The organism is Kluyvera sp. CHPC 1.2972, from assembly GCF_036759925.1.
Lineage (GTDB): Bacteria > Pseudomonadota > Gammaproteobacteria > Enterobacterales > Enterobacteriaceae > Kluyvera.
In genome coordinates this window covers 445,290-466,295 of the sequence record NZ_JAPKIB010000002.1, presented here as the reverse complement: position 1 = coordinate 466,295, position 21,006 = coordinate 445,290, and the positions used below count along the sequence as shown (strand labels likewise).

At 55.9% G+C, this 21,006-nt stretch carries 20 protein-coding genes; 10 read left to right on the top strand and 10 right to left on the bottom strand.

The genetic code is table 11. The features are described from left to right. Positions 1 to 6: 6 nt before the first annotated feature. A complete protein-coding gene (locus V6944_RS05635; protein ID WP_333498217.1) occupies positions 7 to 867 on the bottom strand; it encodes a triphosphoribosyl-dephospho-CoA synthase in 861 nt (286 codons plus the stop codon). Further along, entirely contained in the window at positions 867 to 2,522 is a 1,656-nt protein-coding gene (mdcA, locus tag V6944_RS05630; RefSeq protein WP_185668966.1) for a malonate decarboxylase subunit alpha, read from the bottom strand. Before mdcA ends, V6944_RS05635 begins: the two co-directional genes overlap by 1 nt. 248 nt (positions 2,523 to 2,770) lie before the next feature. On the opposite strand from mdcA, the gene V6944_RS05625 reads away from it, so the two are divergent. The 3 genes from V6944_RS05625 (at position 2,771) to V6944_RS05615 (ending at position 4,937) form a co-directional block, all read left to right on the top strand. Then, the gene (locus V6944_RS05625; protein WP_333498216.1) at positions 2,771 to 3,793 is read left to right on the top strand and encodes a hydrolase; all 1,023 of its coding nucleotides are present in this window, start codon (positions 2,771 to 2,773) and stop codon (positions 3,791 to 3,793) included. Further along, on the top strand, positions 3,790 to 4,008 hold the full coding sequence (locus tag V6944_RS05620) for a YheU family protein (protein WP_185668968.1): 219 nt from the start codon (positions 3,790 to 3,792) through the stop codon (positions 4,006 to 4,008). Before V6944_RS05625 ends, V6944_RS05620 begins: the two co-directional genes overlap by 4 nt. Before the next feature lie 65 nt (positions 4,009 to 4,073). Beyond that, positions 4,074 to 4,937: a phosphoribulokinase gene (locus V6944_RS05615; RefSeq protein ID WP_185668969.1), complete on the top strand. Its 864-nt coding sequence runs from the start codon at positions 4,074 to 4,076 to the stop codon at positions 4,935 to 4,937. Between the two features lie 96 nt (positions 4,938 to 5,033). On the opposite strand, the gene V6944_RS05610 is transcribed toward V6944_RS05615, so the two are convergent. Continuing rightward, on the bottom strand, positions 5,034 to 5,438 hold the full coding sequence (locus V6944_RS05610) for an OsmC family protein (RefSeq protein ID WP_333498215.1): 405 nt from the start codon (positions 5,436 to 5,438) through the stop codon (positions 5,034 to 5,036). Positions 5,439 to 5,742: 304 nt separating this feature from the next. On the opposite strand from V6944_RS05610, the gene crp reads away from it, so the two are divergent. Both crp and V6944_RS05600 read left to right on the top strand, forming a co-directional pair. Then, positions 5,743 to 6,375, top strand: coding sequence for a cAMP-activated global transcriptional regulator CRP (gene crp / locus V6944_RS05605; RefSeq protein ID WP_000242758.1), 633 nt, complete (start codon positions 5,743 to 5,745; stop codon positions 6,373 to 6,375). A 54-nt stretch (positions 6,376 to 6,429) separates the two neighbouring features. Then, positions 6,430 to 8,505, top strand: a complete 2,076-nt coding sequence (locus V6944_RS05600) for a YccS/YhfK family putative transporter (RefSeq protein ID WP_333498214.1) — start codon at positions 6,430 to 6,432, stop codon at positions 8,503 to 8,505. Here V6944_RS05600 and argD read toward each other — a convergent pair. The 3 genes from argD to ppiA all read right to left on the bottom strand — a co-directional run bounded on the left by argD (position 8,498) and on the right by ppiA (position 11,031). Beyond that, positions 8,498 to 9,715 (bottom strand): bifunctional acetylornithine/succinyldiaminopimelate transaminase, encoded by a 1,218-nt coding sequence (gene argD, locus V6944_RS05595; RefSeq protein ID WP_123650851.1) that lies wholly within the window; start codon positions 9,713 to 9,715, stop codon positions 8,498 to 8,500. The two genes, V6944_RS05600 and argD, sit on opposite strands and share 8 nt — an antisense overlap. 84 nt (positions 9,716 to 9,799) lie before the next feature. Beyond that, complete coding sequence (pabA, locus tag V6944_RS05590) at positions 9,800 to 10,363, bottom strand: aminodeoxychorismate synthase component 2 (RefSeq protein ID WP_333498213.1); 564 nt, start codon at positions 10,361 to 10,363, stop codon at positions 9,800 to 9,802. A 95-nt stretch (positions 10,364 to 10,458) separates the two neighbouring features. After that, a complete protein-coding gene (gene ppiA / locus V6944_RS05585; RefSeq protein ID WP_035894391.1) occupies positions 10,459 to 11,031 on the bottom strand; it encodes a peptidylprolyl isomerase A in 573 nt (190 codons plus the stop codon). Between the two features lie 278 nt (positions 11,032 to 11,309). Between ppiA and tsgA the strand changes: the two genes are divergently transcribed. The 5 genes from tsgA (at position 11,310) to V6944_RS05560 (ending at position 17,590) form a co-directional block, all read left to right on the top strand. Continuing rightward, positions 11,310 to 12,491, top strand: a complete 1,182-nt coding sequence (gene tsgA / locus V6944_RS05580) for an MFS transporter TsgA (RefSeq protein ID WP_333498212.1) — start codon at positions 11,310 to 11,312, stop codon at positions 12,489 to 12,491. Positions 12,492 to 12,802: 311 nt separating this feature from the next. Then, on the top strand, positions 12,803 to 15,346 hold the full coding sequence (nirB, locus tag V6944_RS05575) for a nitrite reductase large subunit NirB (protein ID WP_333498211.1): 2,544 nt from the start codon (positions 12,803 to 12,805) through the stop codon (positions 15,344 to 15,346). Beyond that, complete coding sequence (gene nirD / locus V6944_RS05570) at positions 15,343 to 15,669, top strand: nitrite reductase small subunit NirD (RefSeq protein WP_035894394.1); 327 nt, start codon at positions 15,343 to 15,345, stop codon at positions 15,667 to 15,669. The genes nirB and nirD overlap by 4 nt, the downstream gene beginning before the upstream one ends. A 143-nt stretch (positions 15,670 to 15,812) precedes the next feature. Beyond that, positions 15,813 to 17,186 carry a siroheme synthase CysG gene (gene cysG, locus V6944_RS05565; RefSeq protein ID WP_333498210.1) on the top strand — a complete coding sequence of 458 codons (1,374 nt, stop codon included), beginning with the start codon at positions 15,813 to 15,815 and terminating at the stop codon, positions 17,184 to 17,186. Positions 17,187 to 17,416: 230 nt separating this feature from the next. Then, positions 17,417 to 17,590 carry a DUF4223 family protein gene (locus V6944_RS05560; protein ID WP_333498209.1) on the top strand — a complete coding sequence of 58 codons (174 nt, stop codon included), beginning with the start codon at positions 17,417 to 17,419 and terminating at the stop codon, positions 17,588 to 17,590. Positions 17,591 to 17,661: 71 nt separating this feature from the next. On the opposite strand, the gene trpS is transcribed toward V6944_RS05560, so the two are convergent. Genes trpS through dam form a run of 4 tightly spaced genes read right to left on the bottom strand, consistent with a single transcriptional unit; the run spans position 17,662 to position 20,958 of the window. Continuing rightward, positions 17,662 to 18,666 (bottom strand): tryptophan--tRNA ligase, encoded by a 1,005-nt coding sequence (gene trpS / locus V6944_RS05555; protein ID WP_333498208.1) that lies wholly within the window; start codon positions 18,664 to 18,666, stop codon positions 17,662 to 17,664. Next, positions 18,659 to 19,420, bottom strand: coding sequence for a phosphoglycolate phosphatase (gph, locus tag V6944_RS05550; RefSeq protein WP_333498207.1), 762 nt, complete (start codon positions 19,418 to 19,420; stop codon positions 18,659 to 18,661). Before gph ends, trpS begins: the two co-directional genes overlap by 8 nt. Continuing rightward, on the bottom strand, positions 19,413 to 20,090 hold the full coding sequence (gene rpe, locus V6944_RS05545) for a ribulose-phosphate 3-epimerase (protein WP_185668978.1): 678 nt from the start codon (positions 20,088 to 20,090) through the stop codon (positions 19,413 to 19,415). Before rpe ends, gph begins: the two co-directional genes overlap by 8 nt. Before the next feature lie 34 nt (positions 20,091 to 20,124). After that, positions 20,125 to 20,958, bottom strand: coding sequence for an adenine-specific DNA-methyltransferase (dam, locus tag V6944_RS05540; protein WP_333498206.1), 834 nt, complete (start codon positions 20,956 to 20,958; stop codon positions 20,125 to 20,127). Positions 20,959 to 21,006: the final 48 nt, after the last annotated feature.

Genomic DNA, 21,006 nt, shown 5'->3' with positions numbered 1-21,006 from the left:
AATGCTTTAAATAAGGCGATTCGACGTGATTTCGACGCGATCGAGAAACAGCGTGGCGGCAAGCAGGTCAGCGGCACCGCCCGGTGAAGCATTCAGCGCCAGCATCTGGCTATCCAGTTCCGCCAATGCCGCCTGACCCGCCGGATGCGCGCTACCGCCAGCATTCAGCACCGCACGGGCGCCGTCCTGCATGGCATCAAGCCCTTCCAGCCCTGCGCGAGACAGCACGCAGGTATCGGTCAACGAGGTCATGATGGCCATCAGCGCATCCAGCCTCGCGTGCGTTTCGCTACTGCCGTGCAGACGGCTTAAACGCAGCTGCGGCAGCGCACGCTGCATCACATGCGGAAACGCCTGCTGAGCTTCTTCGCGAGCGCCCGGTACGCGATAACGGTGTGTAGCGCGAAGCCCCTTACTGAAGACTTTCGGCGCGGCGTCATCCGGCAGCTTCGCCAGTTCCGCTGCGGTGGCAGCTATCTGCTGCGCGCCACCGGTACCGCCGTGCATCGCCACGGCGCTCACCAACAACCCCAGCGCCCAAATCGCGCCGCGGTGGGTATTCACGCCGTTGGTCGCGGCCATCATCTGCTGCTCGCCTTCACGGCCGAGCCGCCCTATGGTTTGTCTGAGCGCAATATCCGCTGGACGCTGCCAGCTTTGTTGCGCCAGCGCCTGAAACGTGGAGGTCAGGCTGTGCGCGGAGCGCTCCATCAGCGCCAACGATAAATCGTGGTGCGCGCCGTTCCCCCGACTGTCCACCAGACCGGGTTTCGGGCTTAATCGTGCTTCGTCAATCAGACACTGCGTGGCGGTTCGCGCCAGCCATTCGGCACCGCCTTCAACCTGAATCTGGGGCAGAAGTTTCATTACCAGCTCCGGAATTTCGCAGGTGGGTTGTAAAGACCGCCGGACCATTCCACCAGGTCAGCAACGCTACCGGCCGCCAACAGCGAACGGGTAGCATCGGTACGACGAATACCCATATCTTCCGGATAAACCACCTTGCCGCTCTGGCGCAGTTCGGCAACGCGCTTAGCGTCAACGCCCAGGCCGATATCGGTGATACCCGCGACCGCAGCCACCATCGCACGGCGCTCTTCAAGATCTTTGGCGCGGTAGAGGTAGGCAATGCCTTCTTCCGTCAGCACGTGGGTCACGTCGTCGCCGTAGATCATTACCGGAGCCAGCGGCATCCCAGAGGATTTAGCCACTTCCACAGCATCGAGTTTTTCGACGAAGGTTGGCTTCACGCCCGCCTGGAAGGTTTCGACCATCTGCACCACCAGTTTTTTACCGCGCTGCATTGGGTCTGGTTCAGTGATCATGTTCAGCCAGGCTGGCGTCGCATGACGACGACCGTGCGGGTCATGGCCCATGTTTGGCGCGCCGCCGAAGCCGGAAAGGCGACCGCGGGTCACGGTAGAGGAGTTGGCGTAGCCATCAACCTGCAGGGTGGAGCCGATAAACATATCCACCGCGTACTGACCTGCCAGCTGGCAGAAGGCACGGTTAGAACGCATCGAGCCGTCAGAACCGGTAAAGAAGATGTCTGGACGGGCGCGGATGTACTCTTCCATCCCCAGCTCGCCGCCGAAGCAGTGCACGCTTTCAACCCAACCGCTCTCAATGGCTGGAATCAGCGTTGGATGCGGGTTCAGCGTCCAGTGTTTACAGATTTTGCCTTTCAGGCCGAGCTGTTCGCCGTAGGTTGGCAGCAGCAGTTCGATAGCGGCGGTGTTAAAGCCGATACCGTGGTTCAGCGACTGAACCTGATGTTCCGCGTAGATGCCTTTAATCGCCATCATCGCCATCAGGATGTGTTCCTGTTTGATGAGACGCGGGTCGCGGGTAAACAGCGGTTCGATAAAGAACGGCTTGTCGGCTACGACAACGAAGTCAACCCAGGAGCCCGGGATATCCACGCGCGGCAGGTCACACTCGTCGTCCACCAACTCGTTCACCTGTGCGATGACGATACCGTCATGGAACGCGGCGGCTTCAACCAGCGCAGGCGTATCTTCGGTGCTCGCCCCGGTGTAGAGGTTACCTTTGCGGTCGGCCTTGAAGCCAGCAATCAGCGCCACGTTCGGCGACAGGTCAACGTACAGACGGGAATAGAGTTCGATGTAGGTGTGGATGGCGCCGATTTCCAGCAGACCATCTTCCAGCAGCTGCGAAATGCGCAGGCTCTGGGTACCGGAGAAGGAGAAGTCCAGCTTGCGGGCGATCCCTTTTTCGAAGATATCCAGATGCTCGCTGCGGCCGACGCTCGGCATAATCATGTGCAGGTCGTGCACAATCTGCGGGTTAACCTCTGCCAGCATGCGGGACAAGAAGTCTGCCTGCTTTTGGTTATTCCCTTCTAATACCACGCGGTCACCCGGCGCGATCAGTTTTTCCAGCATTGCGGTCAGGTCTGCGGTCGGCAGAACCTTACCCTGCACCGGTACGGAAGCCAGACGTCGCTGTTTTTCGGTGCGGCGTGTGTTCCAGACGCGTGCTGGTGTTTGCCCAGATAACATTATTAACCTCCTGATTCAGCTAATCATTTTGATTGCTTAACACTGAAAAGATTGTGCACCCTGGCGAGAAAGTCATCAATTAAGCGTAGGAGAGAATCATTAGCCTGAGAGTAATAATTGAAGTAACAAATTGTGATTAGGATCAGATCCTGACGGGATAAAAACGACTACCGATGCCTCATTTTCATAAACACGATGGCAAAGTGACGGTATAGTAGGCGCAGATTCCAGGTAAACATCGCCGAGTTATGACTGAAACAACCCACCACGATCTCAGTATCGACATCTCCAGCAGCGCGGACTTCGTCCCCATGCGCGGTATCAGCAACCGTCATCTTCAGACCATGCTGCCACGCCTGCTTCGTCGCAAACTGCAATTCACCCCGCACTGGCAACGCCTTGAGCTGCCGGACGGCGACTTCGTCGATTTAGCGTGGAGTGAAGACCCGGCGGGTGCGCTGCATAAGCCTCGTCTGGTGGTGTTTCATGGTCTGGAGGGCAGTTTGCACAGCCCGTACGCGCATGGCCTGATTAACGCGGCGAAAGCGCAAGGCTGGCTGGGTGTGGTGATGCATTTTCGCGGCTGCAGCGGCGAGCCGAACCGTCTGAACCGTATTTATCACTCGGGTGAAACGGAAGACGGCACCTGGTTCCTGAACTGGCTGCAGCGTGAATATGGTAAAGCGCCAACGGCAGCGGTCGGGTACTCGCTTGGCGGCAATATGCTAGCCTGCCTGCTGGCCAAAGAGGGTGATGACGTGCCGATAGATGCGGCAGTGATTGTCTCCGCGCCGTTTATGCTGGAAGCCTGCAGCTACCATATGGATAAAGGCTTCTCGCGGGTCTATCAGCGCTATCTGCTGAATCTGCTGAAAGGCAACGCCGCTCGTAAGCTCAAAGCCTACCCCGGCTCGCTGCCGGTGGATCTGCGTCAGCTGAAAAGCATGCGCCGCATCCGCGAGTTCGACGATTCGATCACCTCGAAGATCCACGGCTTCGCCGACGCGATCGATTACTACCGTCAATGTAGTGCGATGCCGATCCTAAGCAAAATCACCAAGCCGACGCTGATCATCCACTCAAAAGACGATCCGTTTATGGACCATCACTCTATTCCTGCCCAGGAAGAGCTGCCGGATAACGTCGTCTACCAGCTTACTGAGTACGGCGGCCATGTCGGGTTTATCGGCGGCACCCTGCGTCACCCGGAAATGTGGCTGGAAAAACGCATCCCCAACTGGCTGATGCCGTGGCTAGGAGCAAAAGCATGATGATTCCCTGGCAGGATATCGACCCGGAGACGCTGGATAATCTGATTGAAAGCTTTGTCTTGCGCGAAGGCACTGATTATGGTGAATATGAACGTTCACTTGCGCAAAAGGTCGCCGACGTCAAACACCAGCTACAAACAGGCGAAGCGGTGCTGGTCTGGTCTGAGCTTCACGAGACCGTCAACATCATGCCCCGTAACCAATTTCGCGGTTAACTATACTCTAACGATAGGGAGCGTTTTACCCGCTTCCGTTGTCGTCTGTTCAGGGAGTTATTCGCATGTCTGCCAAACATCCGGTCATTGCCGTTACCGGCTCCAGCGGAGCAGGAACCACCACCACCAGCCTCGCGTTCCGTAAAATCTTTGCTCAGCTCAACCTGCGCGCGGCGGAAGTCGAAGGCGACAGCTTTCACCGCTATACCCGCCCTGAAATGGATATGGCTATCCGCAAGGCCCGTGACCTTGGCCGCCATATCAGCTACTTCGGGCCGGATGCCAACGACTTTGGCCTGCTGGAACAGACCTTTCGCGACTACGGCCTGAACGGGCAAGGGAAATCGCGCAAATACCTGCATACCTACGACGAAGCGGTGCCGTGGAACCAGGTGCCCGGCACGTTTACGCCGTGGCAGCCGCTGCCGGAACCGACCGATGTGCTGTTCTATGAAGGACTGCACGGTGGCGTCGTTACCCCGCAGCACGATGTGGCTCGCCATGTCGATCTGTTGGTCGGCGTGGTACCGATTGTTAACCTGGAGTGGATTCAGAAGATGATCCGCGACACCAGCGAGCGCGGTCACTCCCGCGAAGCGGTGATGGATTCGGTGGTACGGTCGATGGAAGACTACATCAACTTCATTACCCCGCAGTTCTCCCGCACCCATATCAACTTCCAGCGCGTGCCGACGGTCGACACTTCGAACCCGTTTGCGGCAAAAAGCATTCCGTCGCTGGACGAGAGTTTCGTGGTGATTCACTTCCGTAATCTCGACCACATCGACTACCCGTGGCTACTGGCCATGTTGCAGGGTTCATTTATCTCGCATATGAATACGCTGGTCGTTCCCGGCGGGAAGATGGGGCTGGCAATGGAATTAATCATGACGCCGCTGGTGCAGCGGCTGATGGAAGGCAGGAACTAGCATCAAGACCAGGTAGCCCGGACGAGGTGCGCAAGCACCGACGCCGGGAATGGCCCCGGCGTCACTGCGTTCGGCCGGGCTACGTCTGGCATGTAATCAGCCTTCGATCACTTCGTAAGAGTGGGTGATGTTCACCGCTTTTTCGAGCATCAGCGCAACCGAGCAGTATTTCTCAGCAGACAGATCCACCGCGCGTGATACCGCCGCATCCTTCAGATCTTTACCGGTGACGATAAAGTGCAGATTGATGTGCGTAAACAGACGCGGGGCTTCTTCACGACGCTCGGAGGTGAGCTTCACTTCGCAGTCGGTCACGTCATTGCGACCTTTTTGCAGGATGGAGACCACGTCAATCGCGCTGCAACCGCCGGCGGCCATCAGCACCACTTCCATCGGGCTTGGCGCTTTATCGCCAGAGTTACCGTCCATCAAAATTTGGTGGCCTGAAGCTGACTCACCGAGGAAGGTTAACCCCTCAACCCATTTCACACGCGCTTGCATAATATTTAACTCCCAGGTTGCAATTTTCTTCTCAGATTACGCGCACATAACAATTCTCGCAATGGAAGGCGATCGACGTCATGCTGAAGCGAGACACCAGGAGACACACGGCAAAAGCTATGCTAAAACAGTCAGGATGCTACGGTAATACATAAACGTACTGCATGTATGCAGAGGACATCACATTACAGGCTGCGACCCTATTCGACAGCCGACTTCCCAGGTAACGGGAAGGATACTATTGCAACCAGTGGCTGCAATGTTTTTGCCGCTGGGAAGAGCTTATAACAGAGGATAACCGCGCATGGTGCTTGGCAAACCGCAAACAGACCCTACTCTCGAATGGTTCTTGTCTCATTGCCATATTCATAAGTACCCATCGAAGAGCACGCTGATTCACCAGGGTGAAAAAGCAGAGACGCTGTATTACATCGTAAAAGGCTCCGTGGCTGTACTCATCAAGGACGAAGAAGGCAAAGAGATGATCCTCTCTTACCTCAACCAGGGCGATTTTATCGGCGAGCTGGGTCTGTTCGAAGAAGGCCAGGAACGCAGCGCATGGGTACGAGCAAAAACCGCTTGTGAAGTTGCTGAAATCTCTTATAAAAAATTCCGTCAGCTGATCCAGGTTAACCCGGACATTCTGATGCGTCTCTCTTCTCAGATGGCGCGTCGTCTGCAGGTCACTTCCGAAAAAGTCGGTAACCTGGCCTTCCTGGACGTTACCGGTCGTATCGCACAGACCCTGCTGAACCTGGCGAAACAGCCTGATGCTATGACCCACCCAGACGGTATGCAGATTAAAATCACCCGTCAGGAAATCGGTCAGATCGTTGGCTGCTCCCGTGAAACCGTGGGCCGTATTCTGAAAATGCTGGAAGATCAGAACCTGATCTCCGCGCACGGCAAAACCATTGTCGTTTACGGTACCCGCTAATCCGGCCCAAAATGGCGTATTGTGAAAGCAATACGCCATTTTTGTTTTCCCCCTATGTGGCGCAGGCTGATTTACCACCCGGAAGTCAACTATGCACTGCGGCAAACGCTGGTGTTATGCCTGCCGGTTGCCATTGGGCTGCTTCTCGGCCACCTCCAGCAAGGTCTGCTGTTCTCCTTAGTGCCCGCCTGCTGCAATATCGCTGGCCTCGACACGCCGCATAAACGCTTTTTTAAGCGCCTGATTATTGGCGGCTGCCTGTTTGCTGGCTGTAGCCTTGCCGTACAGCTGCTGCTGGAACACGACATTCCCCTACCGTTGATCCTCACCGGGCTGGCGCTGCTGCTGGGCGTCACGGCGGAAATCAGCGCGCTGCACGGGCGGCTGCTGCCCGCCTCGCTGATTGCTTCCATCTTTACCCTAAGCCTGGCGGGAAACATGCCTATATGGGAGCCATTGCTGCTCTACGCGCTGGGCACGCTGTGGTACGGGCTGTTTAACTGGTGGTGGTTCTGGATGTGGCGCGAACAGCCGCTGCGGGAATCGCTGAGCCTGCTCTACCGCCAGCTTGCCGAATACTGCGAGGCCAAATATAGCCTGCTGACCCAGCACACCGATCCGAGCACCGCGCTGCCGCCGCTACTCACTCGCCAGCAGAAAGTGGTGGATCTGATTTCCCAATGCTACCAGCAGTTGCACATGCTTGCGGCTAACCAGCATAACGATTACAAGCGCCTGCTGCGTGCTTTCCAGGTGGGGCTCGATTTACAGGAGCATATCTCCGTCAGCCTGCACCAACCGGAAGAGGTACAAAAGCTGGTTGAACGCAGCCACGCCGAAGCGGTGATCCGCTGGAACGCCCAAACCGTCGCGGCACGCCTGAGGGTACTGGCGGACGACATTCTCTATCATCGCTACCCGACCCGCTTCAATATGGATAAGCAGATCGGCGCGCTGGAAAAAATTGCCGACCAGCATCCGGATAACCCGGTCGGCCAGTTCTGCGCCTGGCATTTCAGCCGCATTGCCCGTGTGCTGCGCTCTCAGCGTCCGCTCTATCCGCGTGACCTGATGGCCGATAAACAGCGCCGCCTGCCGCTGTTCGCCGCGCTTAAAAACTACCTGTCGCTGAAATCCCCGGCTCTGCGCAATGCCGCCCGGCTCAGCGTGATGCTCAGCATCGCCAGCCTGATGGGCGCCGCACTGCACCTACCGAAGCCTTACTGGATCCTGATGACGGTGCTGCTGGTCACGCAGAACGGCTACGGCGCGACCCGTGTGCGTATTTTCCACCGCGCAGCGGGCACGCTGGCGGGGCTGGTGATTGCCGCCGTTGTCCTGCACTTCCACGCGCCGGAAGGGCTGGCGCTGACAGGCATGCTTATCGTCACGCTGGGGAGCTACCTGATTATCCGCCGCCACTATGGCTGGGCCACCGTCGGTTTTACGATTACCGCCGTGTATACCCTGCAGATTCTGACGCTGAACGGCGAGCAGTTTATCGTCGCCCGCTTTATCGACACCATCATCGGCTGCCTGATCGCCTTTGGCGGCATGATCTGGCTGTGGCCACAGTGGCAAAGCGGCCAGCTACGGCAAAACGCTCAGGCGGCGCTGGAGGCAGACCAGGAGGCCATTCGTCTCATCTTAAGCCCCGACCCGCAGGCGCCAAAGCTTGCCTATCAGCGTATGCGCGTCAACCAGGCCCACAACACCCTCTTCAACACGCTGAATCAGGCGATGCAGGAGCCGGGCTTCAACTCGCGTTATCTGGAAGATATGAAGCTGTGGGTCACCCATAGTCAGTTTATCGTCGAGCACATTAATGCCATGACCACGCTAGCGCGCGAGCACAATATGCTGACGCCGGATCTGGCGCAGCAGTATCTGGAATCCTGTGAGGTTGCCCTTCAGCGCTGTCAGCAGCGTCTGGAGTACGATGAGGCAGGAAGTAGCGGTGAGGTGAATATCATGGAGTCGCCGGACGCGCTGTCCCACGGGCCGCTAAGCACCATGGAACAGCATCTTCAGCGTATTCTGGGGCATCTGAGCACCATGCACACCATCTCATCGGTGGCCTGGCGACAGCGCCCCCGTCAGGGAGGCTGGTTAAAACGACGGGCTAGCTAACGATTTTAGCGACCGCCTGAGCGAAGCGCTGCATCCCTTCGTCGATATCCACCTCTTCCACCACCAGCGATGGCGCAAAGCGCATCACATCCGGCCCTGCGTTCAGTACCATCACGCCAACGTCCGCCGCCGCGTAGAGGAAATCACGCGCCCGGCCTTTGTATTTCTCGTTCAGCGCTGCACCAATTAGCAGGCCCATACCGCGCACGTCGCTAAAGACATCGTACTTCGCGTTGATATGTTGAAGGTGCTGCACAAAGCGCTCGCGCTTGGCGTTCACGCCGTTCAGCACTTCCGGGGTGTTGATAATATCGAATGCCGCGCCCGCTACCGCGCAGGCCAGCGGGTTACCGCCGTAGGTAGAGCCATGTGAGCCGACGTGGAATGCGCTGGCAATGTCATTGGTGGTCAGCATCGCGCTCACCGGGAAGCCGCCGCCCAGCGCTTTGGCGCTGGTAAGGATATCTGGCGTTACGCCATAGTGCATATAGGCAAACAGTGAGCCGGTACGCCCCATACCGCTTTGTACTTCATCAAATACCAGCAGCGCCTGATGCTTATCGCACAGGGCGCGCAGGCCCTGTAAGAACTCAGGGGTCGCCGCCAGCACGCCGCCTTCGCCCTGAATCGGCTCAACCACGATGGCGCAGGTATGGTCATCAATCACCGCTTCCACCGCATGCAGGTCGTTAAACGGCACGTGGACGATATCGGCAGGTTTCGGGCCAAAGCCGTCGGAATACTTCGGCTGCCCGCCAACGGAGACGGTAAACAGCGAACGGCCGTGGAAGGCATTATGGAAAGCGATGATTTTCGTTTTGTACGGGCTATGACGGGTGGATGCGTAGTAGCGCGCCAGCTTAAAGGCGGTTTCGTTCGCTTCCGTCCCGGAGTTCATAAACACCACGCGCTCGGCGAAGGTCGCGTCTACCAGCTTCTGGCCCAGACGCAGCGCGGGTTCGTTGGTGAAAACGTTACTGGTGTGCCACAGCGTCTCGCCCTGGGTTTTCAGCGCCTCAACCAGCGCCGGATGACAGTGGCCCAGCGCGGTCACCGCGATACCGCCCGCGAAATCAACGTACTCTTTGCCTTGCTGATCCCACACGCGGCTCCCTTTACCTTTCACCGGAATAAATTCAGCCGGTGCATAGATTGGCAAAATGACCTGATCGAAGGTCGCGCGGGTAATAGCAGGTTGTTTGGTTTCCATGTCATGCCCTTCTGCAAACGATGAAGCAATGATTGTGAGAATTTATCCACAAAATATGCATAAAAAATCACGTCATGGCAACTACTATCGCGTGAGGAAGTTTGCCAGTAGCGCGTGGCCCTGCTCGCTGAGAATGCTTTCCGGGTGGAACTGCACCCCTTCCAGATCCCATTCACGATGGCGGATACCCATAATCTCCCCCGTTTCACTGCGGGCCGTCACCTCAAAGCAGTCGGGCAGCGTCGCCGGATCGATCAGCAACGAGTGGTAGCGCGTTACGGTGAGCGGATTATTCAGGCCGCGAAACACGCCCTGCTGCTGGTGGGTAATCGGGGAGGTTTTGCCGTGCATCACTTTTTCGGCGCGAACAATTCGCGCACCGAATGCCTGAGCAATAGCCTGATGGCCCAAGCAGACGCCAAGCAGCGGCGTGTTACCGGCGTAGCGGCGAATAACATCGAGAGAGATACCGGCGTCATCCGGCGTGCAGGGGCCAGGGGAGATAACAATTTTGTCCGGCGCAAGCGTATCAATGTCATCGAGAGTGATGTCGTCATTACGTTTGACCGTCACGCTGGCCCCTAACTCACAGAAGTACTGGTAGAGGTTCCAGGTAAAGGAATCGTAGTTATCAATCAGCAGAATCATGGCGGCTCCGGTCTTTCAATCAGCCGCCATTCTACCGGGTGCTTACCACTTTAGCGACTGGGCGGCAGCCTCATGCCAGATGCCGCCCCGTGCAATTACGGCAGGACTTTCGCAGAGAGGATGACAATCGGCTTGGACGGCACATTCTGGTATGGCCCAACGTTGTGAGTCGGCACCTGGGCAATTTTATCTGCCACGTCCATCCCTTTCACGACCTTACCAAATACCGCGTAGCCAAAGTCACGCTGGCCGTGATCCAGGAAGGCATTATCCGCGACGTTGATAAAGAACTGGCTGGTTGCGCTGTCTTTGTCTGCGGTACGCGCCATCGCAATGGTGCCGCGGGTGTTACGCAAGCCGTTATCGGCTTCGTTTTTAATCGGTGGATTCGGCTGCTTCTGCTGCATCTGTTCGTTAAAGCCGCCGCCCTGAACCATAAAGCCCGGGATCACGCGGTGGAACGTGGTGTTGTTATAAAAGCCGCTATTAACGTAGTTCAGGAAGTTTTCAACGGAGACCGGCGCCTTCTGGCTATCCAGCTGCAGCTCGATGTTGCCAGCAGAAGTGGTCAGCAGCACGTGCGGATCGTTTTTCGCCGCTAACGCCGCAGGCGCAACCGCAGAGAGTGCAAACACAGCCGCCATGGCCGCCAGAGTGGATTTGAGCATGAGAATTCCTTTAACGGTGCAGTAGAGAAAGCAAGTGGCTTGATTCTAAAGAGGGATAGCCCCTCAGGCCAGTGCTTTACTTAAGTTTACGCGACTGAAACGGTTAATAATGATCAGGGTAAGAATTTGCTGATTTTATTATGTGATCTAGATCACATTGAAAAATGTAATAAGAGAGCACTTGCGTAATAAAACTATGAATACATCACTTCCATGACTAAAATCTGCTCGCTCAGCGCAGAGTCAACGCGCTTTACACAACTATTCACAGGCCAGTCATGACTAACAGCAACCGTACCAAGCTCACATGGATCAGCTTTTTCTCCTACGCCCTTACCGGCGCGTTGGTAATTGTCACCGGGATGGTGATGGGAAATATCGCCGATTACTTTAATCTGCCCGTTTCCAGCATGAGTAACACCTTTACCTTCCTGAACGCAGGGATCCTGATCTCTATCTTCCTCAACGCCTGGTTGATGGAAATTGTGCCGCTGAAAACCCAGCTGCGCTTCGGCTTTATTTTGATGGTGCTGGCGGTTATCGGGTTGATGACCAGCCATAGCCTGGCGCTGTTCTCTGCGGCGATGTTCGTGCTTGGCCTGGTCAGCGGGATCACCATGTCGATTGGTACCTTCCTGATCACCCATATGTATGAAGGTCGTCAACGCGGTGCACGTCTGCTGTTTACCGACTCCTTCTTCAGCATGGCCGGGATGATCTTCCCGATGCTCGCCGCCTGGCTGCTGGCACGCACCATCGAGTGGTACTGGGTTTACGCCTGCATCGGCCTCATCTATGTCGCCATCTTCGTGCTGACCCTGGGCTGTGAATTCCCGGTTCTGGGTAAAAAAGCGCAAACCAGCGACCAGCCGGTGGTGAAAGAGAAATGGGGCATCGGCGTACTGTTCCTGTCCATCGCTGCACTGTGCTACATCCTGGGCCAGCTGGGCTTCATCTCCTGGGTACCGGAATACGCTAAAGGTCTGGGCATGAGCCTGAACGACGCGGGCCAGCTGGTCAGCGATTTCTGGATGTCCTATATGTTCGGTATGTGGGCCTTCAGCTTCATTCTGCGCTTCTTCGACCTGCAGCGTATCCTGACCGTTCTGGCCGGTATCGCCACCGTGATGATGTACCTGTTCAACCACGGCGAGCCGCAGCACCTGGTCTGGTTCATTCTGACTCTGGGCTTCTTCTCCAGCGCTATCTATACCTCCATCATTACGCTGGGTTCGCTGCAGACCAAAATCGCCTCACCAAAACTGGTTAACTTTGTCCTGACCTGCGGCACCATCGGTACCATGCTGACCTTCGTTGTCACCGGCCCTATCGTTGCCCATAGCGGCCCGCTGGCGGCATTGACTACTGCAAACGGTCTGTACGCTGTGGTGTTCGTGATGTGCCTGGTTCTGGGCTTTGTGAGCCGCCATCGCCAGCACGCGGTGAGCGCTTCTCATTAATATCGGTTAGCCCGGTGTGATATTCCGTTCACTTTACGTTCTGTTGAACATGACGTGAAGTGAACGCCTCCCCTCAGCGCTCATAAACATTACGTATTCTCCCACTCCCCTCTCCCCCGCCGTTTTTTCACTCTTTTCGCTCAAAAAACAAACAGCGAATAAAGTTGAGTATTTTCCGCAACTTACAAAACCACTTAAAAATCATAACCCTACTCATTAAGGGGTAGGTAAAGGCTAAATTGATTTGTATCAATAATCCCAATAGCTGAATCGTTAAGGTAGGCAGTATTAGAATAGAAATCGAGGCAAAAATGAGCAAAGTCAGACTCGCAATTATCGGTAACGGCATGGTCGGCCACCGCTTTATCGAGGATCTTCTCGATAAGTCCGACGCAAGCCAGTTCGATATCACCGTCTTCTGTGAAGAACCCCGCATCGCCTACGACCGCGTACACCTCTCCTCCTACTTCTCTCACCACACGGCAGAAGAGCTGTCGCTGGTGCGCGAAGGCTTCTATGAGAAGCACGGCGTGAAGGTACTGGTCGGCGAACGCGCTATCACCATCAACCGTAAAGAGAAGGTGATTCACTCCAGCGCAGGCCGTACCGTCTTTTATGACAAGCTGATTATGGCGACCGGCTCCTATCCGTGGATCCCGCCAATCAAAGGGTCTGAAACTCAGGACTGCTTCGTTTACCGTACGATTGAAGATCTGAACGCCATTGAAGCCTGTGCCCGCCGTAGCAAACGCGGTGCGGTAGTCGGCGGCGGCCTGCTCGGCCTCGAAGCAGCCGGCGCGCTGAAAAACCTCGGCGTGGAAACCCACGTCATTGAATTCGCCCCAATGCTGATGGCTGAACAGCTCGATCAGATGGGCGGCGAGCAGCTCAAGCGTAAAATCGAAAGCATGGGTGTGAAAGTTCACACCAGCAAAAACACTAAAGAGATTGTCCAGGAAGGCGAAAACGGCCGTAAGACCATGCGCTTTGCCGACGGCAGCCAGCTGGAAATCGACTTTATCGTCTTCTCTACCGGTATTCGCCCACGCGACAAACTGGCCACCCAGTGCGGCCTGGACGTCGGCCAGCGCGGCGGTATCCTGATTAATGACAGCTGCCAGACCTCCGACCCGGATATCTACGCTATCGGCGAATGCGCCAGCTGGAAAAACCGCGTCTACGGCCTGGTCGCACCGGGTTACAAAATGGCGCAGGTCGCCGTTGACCATATCCTCGGTACGCCAAACGCCTTCCAGGGCGCGGACATGAGCGCCAAGCTGAAGCTGCTGGGCGTGGACGTCGGCGGTATCGGCGATGCGCACGGTCGTACGCCGGGGGCGCGCAGCTATGTCTATCTCGACGAAAGCAAAGAAGTCTACAAACGCCTGATCGTGAGCGAAGACAACAAAACCCTGCTCGGGGCGGTACTGGTCGGCGATACCAGCGACTACGGCAACTTGCTGCAGCTGGCGCTGAACGCTATCGAACTGCCGGAAAATCCGGACTCACTGATCCTGCCAGCGCACGCCAGCGGCGGTAAACCGTCTATCGGCGTCGATAAGCTGCCGGACAGCGCGCAGATTTGTTCCTGCTTTGACGTCTCTAAAGGCGACCTGATCGCCGCCATCAACAAAGGCTGCCACACCGTTGCGGCCCTGAAAGCCGAAACCAAAGCCGGCACCGGCTGCGGCGGCTGTATTCCGCTGGTCACTCAAGTGCTGAACGCTGAGCTGGCGAAACAGGGTATCGAAGTGAACCACAGCCTGTGTGAACACTTCGCCTTTACCCGTCAGGAGCTGTATCACCTGATCCGCGTTGAAGGCATTAAAACCTTCGACGAGCTGCTGGCAAAATACGGCAAAGGCTACGGCTGCGAAGTCTGTAAACCCACCGTCGGTTCCCTGCTGGCCTCCTGCTGGAACGAATACATCCTGAAGCCGCAGCATACGCCGCTGCAGGACACCAACGACAACTTCCTGGCGAACATCCAGAAAGACGGTACCTACTCCGTTATCCCACGTTCTGCGGGCGGTGAAATCACCCCGGAAGGTCTGGTTGCCGTAGGCCGTATCGCGCGTGAATTCAACCTGTACACCAAAATCACCGGTTCCCAGCGTATCGGCCTGTTCGGTGCGCAGAAAGATGACCTGCCGGAAATCTGGCGTCAGCTGATTGAAGCAGGCTTCGAAACCGGTCATGCGTATGCCAAAGCGCTGCGTATGGCGAAAACCTGCGTAGGCAGCACCTGGTGCCGTTATGGCGTCGGCGATAGCGTAGGCTTCGGTGTCGAGCTGGAAAACCGTTACAAGGGCATTCGTACGCCGCACAAGATGAAGTTTGGTGTCTCTGGCTGTACCCGCGAGTGTGCGGAAGCTCAGGGCAAGGACGTGGGTATTATCGCCACCGAGAAAGGCTGGAACCTCTACGTTTGTGGTAACGGCGGGATGAAGCCGCGCCATGCAGACCTGCTGGCCGCTGACCTCGACCGCGACACGCTGGTGAAATACCTCGACCGCTTCATGATGTTCTACATCCGCACCGCCGATAAGCTGACACGTACCGCGCCGTGGCTGGATAACCTGGAAGGCGGTATCGACTACCTGCGTTCGGTTATCATCGACGACAAGCTGGGGCTGAATCAGCACCTGGAAGAAGAGATCGCCCGTCTGCGCGAAGCGTTTGCCTGTGAATGGACCGAGACCGTAAACGACCCGGCCGCTCAGGTACGCTTCAAACACTTTATCAACAGCGAACAGCGTGACCCGAACGTTCAGGTCGTGGCCGAGCGTGCCCAGCACCGCCCCGCTACACCGTATGAACGTATTCCGGTAACGCTGGTGGAGGAAAACGCATGAGCCAGTGGGTAAATATCTGCAAGATTGACGCTATTCTGCCAGCAACAGGCGTCTGCGCACTGCTGGGCAACCAGCAGGTTGCCGTGTTCCGTCCGTATGCCGACAACCAGGTCTTCGCCATCAGCAATATCGACCCGTTCTTTGAGTCGAGCGTATTGTCACGCGGCCTGATTGCCGAACATCAGGGTGAACTGTGGGTGGCCAGTCCGCTGAAAAAACAGCGCTTCCGCCTGCGTGACGGCCTGTGCATGGAAGACGAAAGTCACTCCATCCCACACTATGAAGTTCGCGTTAAAGACGGCCAGGTGCAGCTGAAAGCCTGATCGTTTTGGGCATAAGTAATATTAAAAACTTATGACCTCAAAGGGGTAACAGCGGGAAAAATCGTATATTCCATACGATAACTGCTGTTATCCTTACCCGCATTATTCATCCCCCGCATTTATCTATTCCGTGAGGTTGCCCCTTGGATCACTTACCCATCTTTTGCCAACTGCGCGAGCGCGACTGTTTGCTGGTCGGCGGCGGTGATGTTGCCGAGCGCAAAGCGCGTCTGCTGCTGGACGCGGGCGCTCGCCTGACGGTAAACGCACGGGATTACGTTCCGCAGTTCCACGTCTGGGCAGAGGCGGGCATGTTGACGCTGGTGCAGGGTGACTTCCAACCCGCGCTGCTCGACCCATGCTGGCTGGCGATCGCCGCAACCGATGATGATGTGGTGAACCAGCAGGTCAGCGACGCCGCGGAAGCACGACGTATCTTCTGCAACGTGGTCGATGCGCCGAAAGCGGCGAGCTTTATCATGCCGTCGATTATCGACCGTTCACCGCTGATGGTCGCCGTCTCCTCCAGCGGTACCTCACCGGTGCTGGCACGTCTGCTGCGCGAGAAGCTGGAAGCGCTGCTGCCGCAGCATCTGGGACAGGTTGCCGCCTATGCCGGACAGCTGCGCGCGCGGGTGAAGAAACAGTTCGCGACGATGGGAGAGCGTCGTCGTTTCTGGGAAAAGCTGTTTGAAAATGACCGTCTGGCACAATCGCTGGCCAATCATGATCAGCAAGCCATTGATGACACCACTGAACAGCTGCTGAACGCGCCGCTGGATCACCGCGGTGAAGTGGTGCTGGTGGGTGCCGGTCCGGGTGATGCCGGACTGCTGACGCTAAAAGGCCTGCAGCAAATCCAACAGGCAGACGTGGTGGTTTACGATCGCCTGGTCTCCGACGATATTATGAACCTGGTCCGTCGCGACGCGGACCGTGTGTTTGTCGGTAAGCGCGCAGGCTACCACTGCGTACCGCAGGAAGAGATTAACCAGATTCTGCTGCGTGAAGCCCAGCAAGGCAAACGCGTAGTGCGCCTGAAAGGCGGTGACCCGTTTATCTTTGGCCGCGGTGGTGAAGAACTGGAAACCCTGTGCCATGCCGGCATTCCCTTCTCCGTTGTTCCCGGCATTACCGCCGCCTCTGGCTGTTCCGCTTACTCCGGTATTCCGCTGACCCACCGCGATTACGCCCAGAGCGTACGTCTGGTCACCGGACATCTGAAAACCGGCGGCGAACTGGACTGGGAAAACCTGGCGGCAGAGAAACAGACGCTGGTGTTTTACATGGGGCTGAATCAGGCCGCCACCATCCAGCAAAAGCTGATTGAACACGGTATGCAGACTGATATGCCGGTGGCTATCGTCGAGAACGGTACCGCCATTAACCAGCGCGTAGTGGACGGACAGCTGTCGCAGCTTGGCGAATTAGCCGAGAAAATGGCAAGCCCGGCGTTGATTATTGTCGGCCGAGTCGTAGGCCTGCGCGGCAAGCTGAACTGGTTCTCAAACCATTAAGTGAAGTGGGCGCTATTCTGCTTCAGATAGCGCCCTTTTTATATCACCTTAACCCTCTATTTTCGTAATAATTAGCTGTCCTTAATTCTTCATTTAGTTAATTACACAATTAAGATAATTGACTTACTAATTGCATTTCGCGTTATATACCCACGGCCTAATTCAAACGTGTTTTTAAAGCATATGGAATTATGCATATATAGAGTCATTTAACTTATAGGGATTATAGAATGAAAAACATGCTTAAAGTCGCGGCACTGCTGCTGGCAGTCTCCACCATGACCGCATGCACCGGTAGCGTTCAGAACAAAAACAAAAACTGTTCATACGATTATTTATTACATCCAGCCATTTCTATTTCTAAAATGATTGGTGGTTGTGGTGACGCAGCACCGGTAGAATAAATATAAATCTATTTATATAAAAAATAAAAAACCGGGAAATATCCCGGTTTTTTATTTTATCGATACGTTTATTACGGCTTAGCCACAAAACCAATCGCTTCGTACACCGCTTTCAGCGTTTCGGAAGCACGGGCACTGGCTTTATCTGCCCCGTCTTTCATGATCTTCTGCAGGAACGCTTCGTCGTTGCGGAAGCGGTTATAACGCTCCTGCAGCTCGGTCAGCATACCGGAAACCGCTTCCGCCACTTCGCCCTTCAGGTGGCCATACATCTTGCCTTCAAAGTGTTTTTCCAGCTCTGGAATACTCTGGCCGGTGACGCCAGAAAGAATATCCAGCAGGTTAGAGACGCCCGCTTTCTCTTTCAGGTCGTAACGAATGACCGGCGGCTCTTCGGAGTCGGTCATCGCGCGTTTGATCTTCTTGACCACGGATTTCGGATCTTCCAGCAGGCCAATCACGTTGTTACGGTTATCGTCAGACTTGGACATCTTCTTCGTCGGCTCGAGCAGCGACATCACGCGCGCACCAGACTTAGGAATAAACGGCTCAGGCACTTTGAACACGTCGCCATAAATGGCGTTGAAACGCTGGGCAATATCGCGGCTCAGTTCAAGGTGCTGCTTCTGATCTTCACCAACCGGTACCTGGTTAGTCTGATACAGCAGAATGTCTGCCGCCATCAGCACCGGATAGTCAAACAGACCGGCGTTGATGTTTTCCGCGTAGCGGGCGGATTTATCCTTGAACTGGGTCATGCGGCTCAGCTCGCCGAAATAGGTGTAGCAGTTCAGCGCCCAGCCCAGCTGAGCGTGTTCCGGCACGTGAGACTGTACGAAGATGGTGCTTTTTTCCGGGTCGATGCCGCAGGCCAGATACAGCGCCAGCGTGTCGAGCGTCGCTTTACGCAGCGCCTGCGGATCCTGGCGGACGGTAATCGCATGCTGGTCCACGATGCAGTAGATGCAGTGATAGTCATCCTGCATGTTGACCCACTGACGCAGTGCACCCATGTAGTTACCGATGGTCAGTTCACCTGACGGCTGTGCGCCGCTAAATACGATGGGCTTAGTCATGTTCTGATTCCTGATGTTCACTGTGCGCAAACCCGAGAGCGGGCAGCAGTTCATTAAAGTGGTCGAAGATAATATCCGGCTCGCTGAGCGCGATGGCTTCGCCATAGTTATAGCCGTAGGTCAGGCCGACGGAGGCGCAGCCCGCCGCTTTAGCAGCTTGAATATCGTTACGGGAGTCACCGACGAACAGCAGCGTTTCCGGCGCTAACGCCAGCTTCTCCGCCACTTTCAGCAGCGGTTCCGGATGCGGCTTTTTGTTCTGCACATCATCGCCGCCAATCACCACGGTGAAGTAGTCAGCAATGCCCAAGGATTCGAGAATTGGGGCCACAAACGGTGTCGGCTTATTTGTCACCAGCGCCAGAGGCAGGCCGTTGGCGTGCAGTGCCGCCAGAGTATCGGCAACGTGAGGGAACAGGAAGCTGCCCTCTTCAGCGAATTCGGCGTAGTAGCGATCGAACAGGCGGCGCAGCACGCGAAGCTGCTCGTCCTGAGGAATATCGTGGCTATCCACCGACGGTTTCCCCTGAGCAGCACGCTGGCTCGCACGTTCCTGGCGGGCCCAGTTAAGGGCACGTTCCATCAGAACGTCGGCACCGTTACCAATCCAGGTGACGACCCGGTCTTCACCTGCAACCGGAAGCTCAAGCGCATAAAGCGCACTATCAACGGCAGCGGTCAGCCCCGGCGCGCTGTCTACCAGCGTGCCATCGAGGTCAAACGCGACGCCGCGAATGGTCTGCAATTTATCCATGACTTACCTTTGCCAGTTCACTGCGCATTTCATCAATGACTTTTTTGTAGTCTGGTTGGTCAAAAATCGCCGAGCCGGCGACAAACATGTCCGCCCCTGCCGCAGCAATTTCGCTAATATTGTTCACCTTCACACCACCGTCCACTTCCAGGCGGATGTCATAGCCGGACTCATCGATACGGCGGCGCACTTCGCGCAGTTTATCGAGGGTATGAGGAATAAAGGACTGACCGCCAAAGCCTGGGTTAACCGACATCAGCAGGATAACGTCGAGCTTATCCATCACATAGTCAAGGTAGGTCAGTGGGGTTGCCGGATTGAACACCAGCCCCGCTTTACAGCCGTGCTCTTTAATCAGCTGCAACGTGCGGTCTACGTGTTCGGAAGCTTCAGGATGGAAAGTGATGATGCTGGCGCCTGCGGCGGCAAAATCCGGGACCAGACGGTCGACCGGTTTCACCATCAGGTGAACGTCGATTGGCGCGGTGATGCCGTAATTACGCAGCGCTTTCAGCACCATCGGGCCGATGGTCAGATTCGGCACGTAATGGTTATCCATAACATCGAAATGAACCACATCCGCCCCGGCAGCCAACGCCCGGGCAGTATCTTCGCCTAAACGGGCAAAATCGGCCGACAAAATTGAAGGGGCAATCAGGTACTGTTTCATCCGCATCTCCTCAGAGCCTATCCATTAGGGTCTTTTAACGTTGTTTTTTTCCAGGCGGGCGATATAGGGCCAGCAGTTCGTCCACCTTTTTACGTGTGCCGCCGTTGCGGCTAATGCTGCGTCGAACCTTTACGGTATACGTTTCCGCCGCATTTTTGTACCACTCCAGCGTCAGCGGCGTGCGATGGTTGGAAATCAGCACGGGAATTCGCTTTGCCACCAGCTCTTCGGCCTTATTCGCCAGAAATGCCTGTTGCTCCAGGCTAAAGCTGTTGGTGTGATACGCCGTGAAGTTTGCCGTCGCCGACAGCGGGGCATACGGCGGATCGCAATACACCACGGAGCGCGCGTCGGCGCGGGTCATGCAGATTTCATATGACTCGCAGTAGAACTCGGCGTTCTGCGCCTTTTCAGCAAAGTGGCGCAGTTCGGCTTCCGGGAAATAGGGTTTCTTATAACGGCCAAACGGGACGTTAAACTCACCGCGCAGGTTATAGCGGCACAGGCCGTTATAGCCGTGGCGGTTGAGGTATAAAAACAGCACCGCGCGATGGAACAGGTCGGTACTACGATTAAACTCTTCGCGCAGCTGGTAGTAGCGGTCGGCGTCATTGTTCTCAGGCACAAACATCGCGCGCGCCCGGTCGATGTACTCATCGGAGCGAGTTTTGACGATTTTATAGAGCTCGATGAGGTCGCTGTTAATGTCAGCCAGAATATAACGCGAAAAATCGGTATTCAGGAATACCGATCCAGCACCAACGAAGGGTTCAACCAGACAATCGCCAGCAGGCAGATGATCTCTAATATCGTCGAGCAGTGGGTACTTGCCCCCCGCCCATTTCAGAAAAGCGCGATTTTTTTTCATGCGGCCTGACTAATTACACTTTCTCCGGCTGTGGAGAAAGCTCCGACA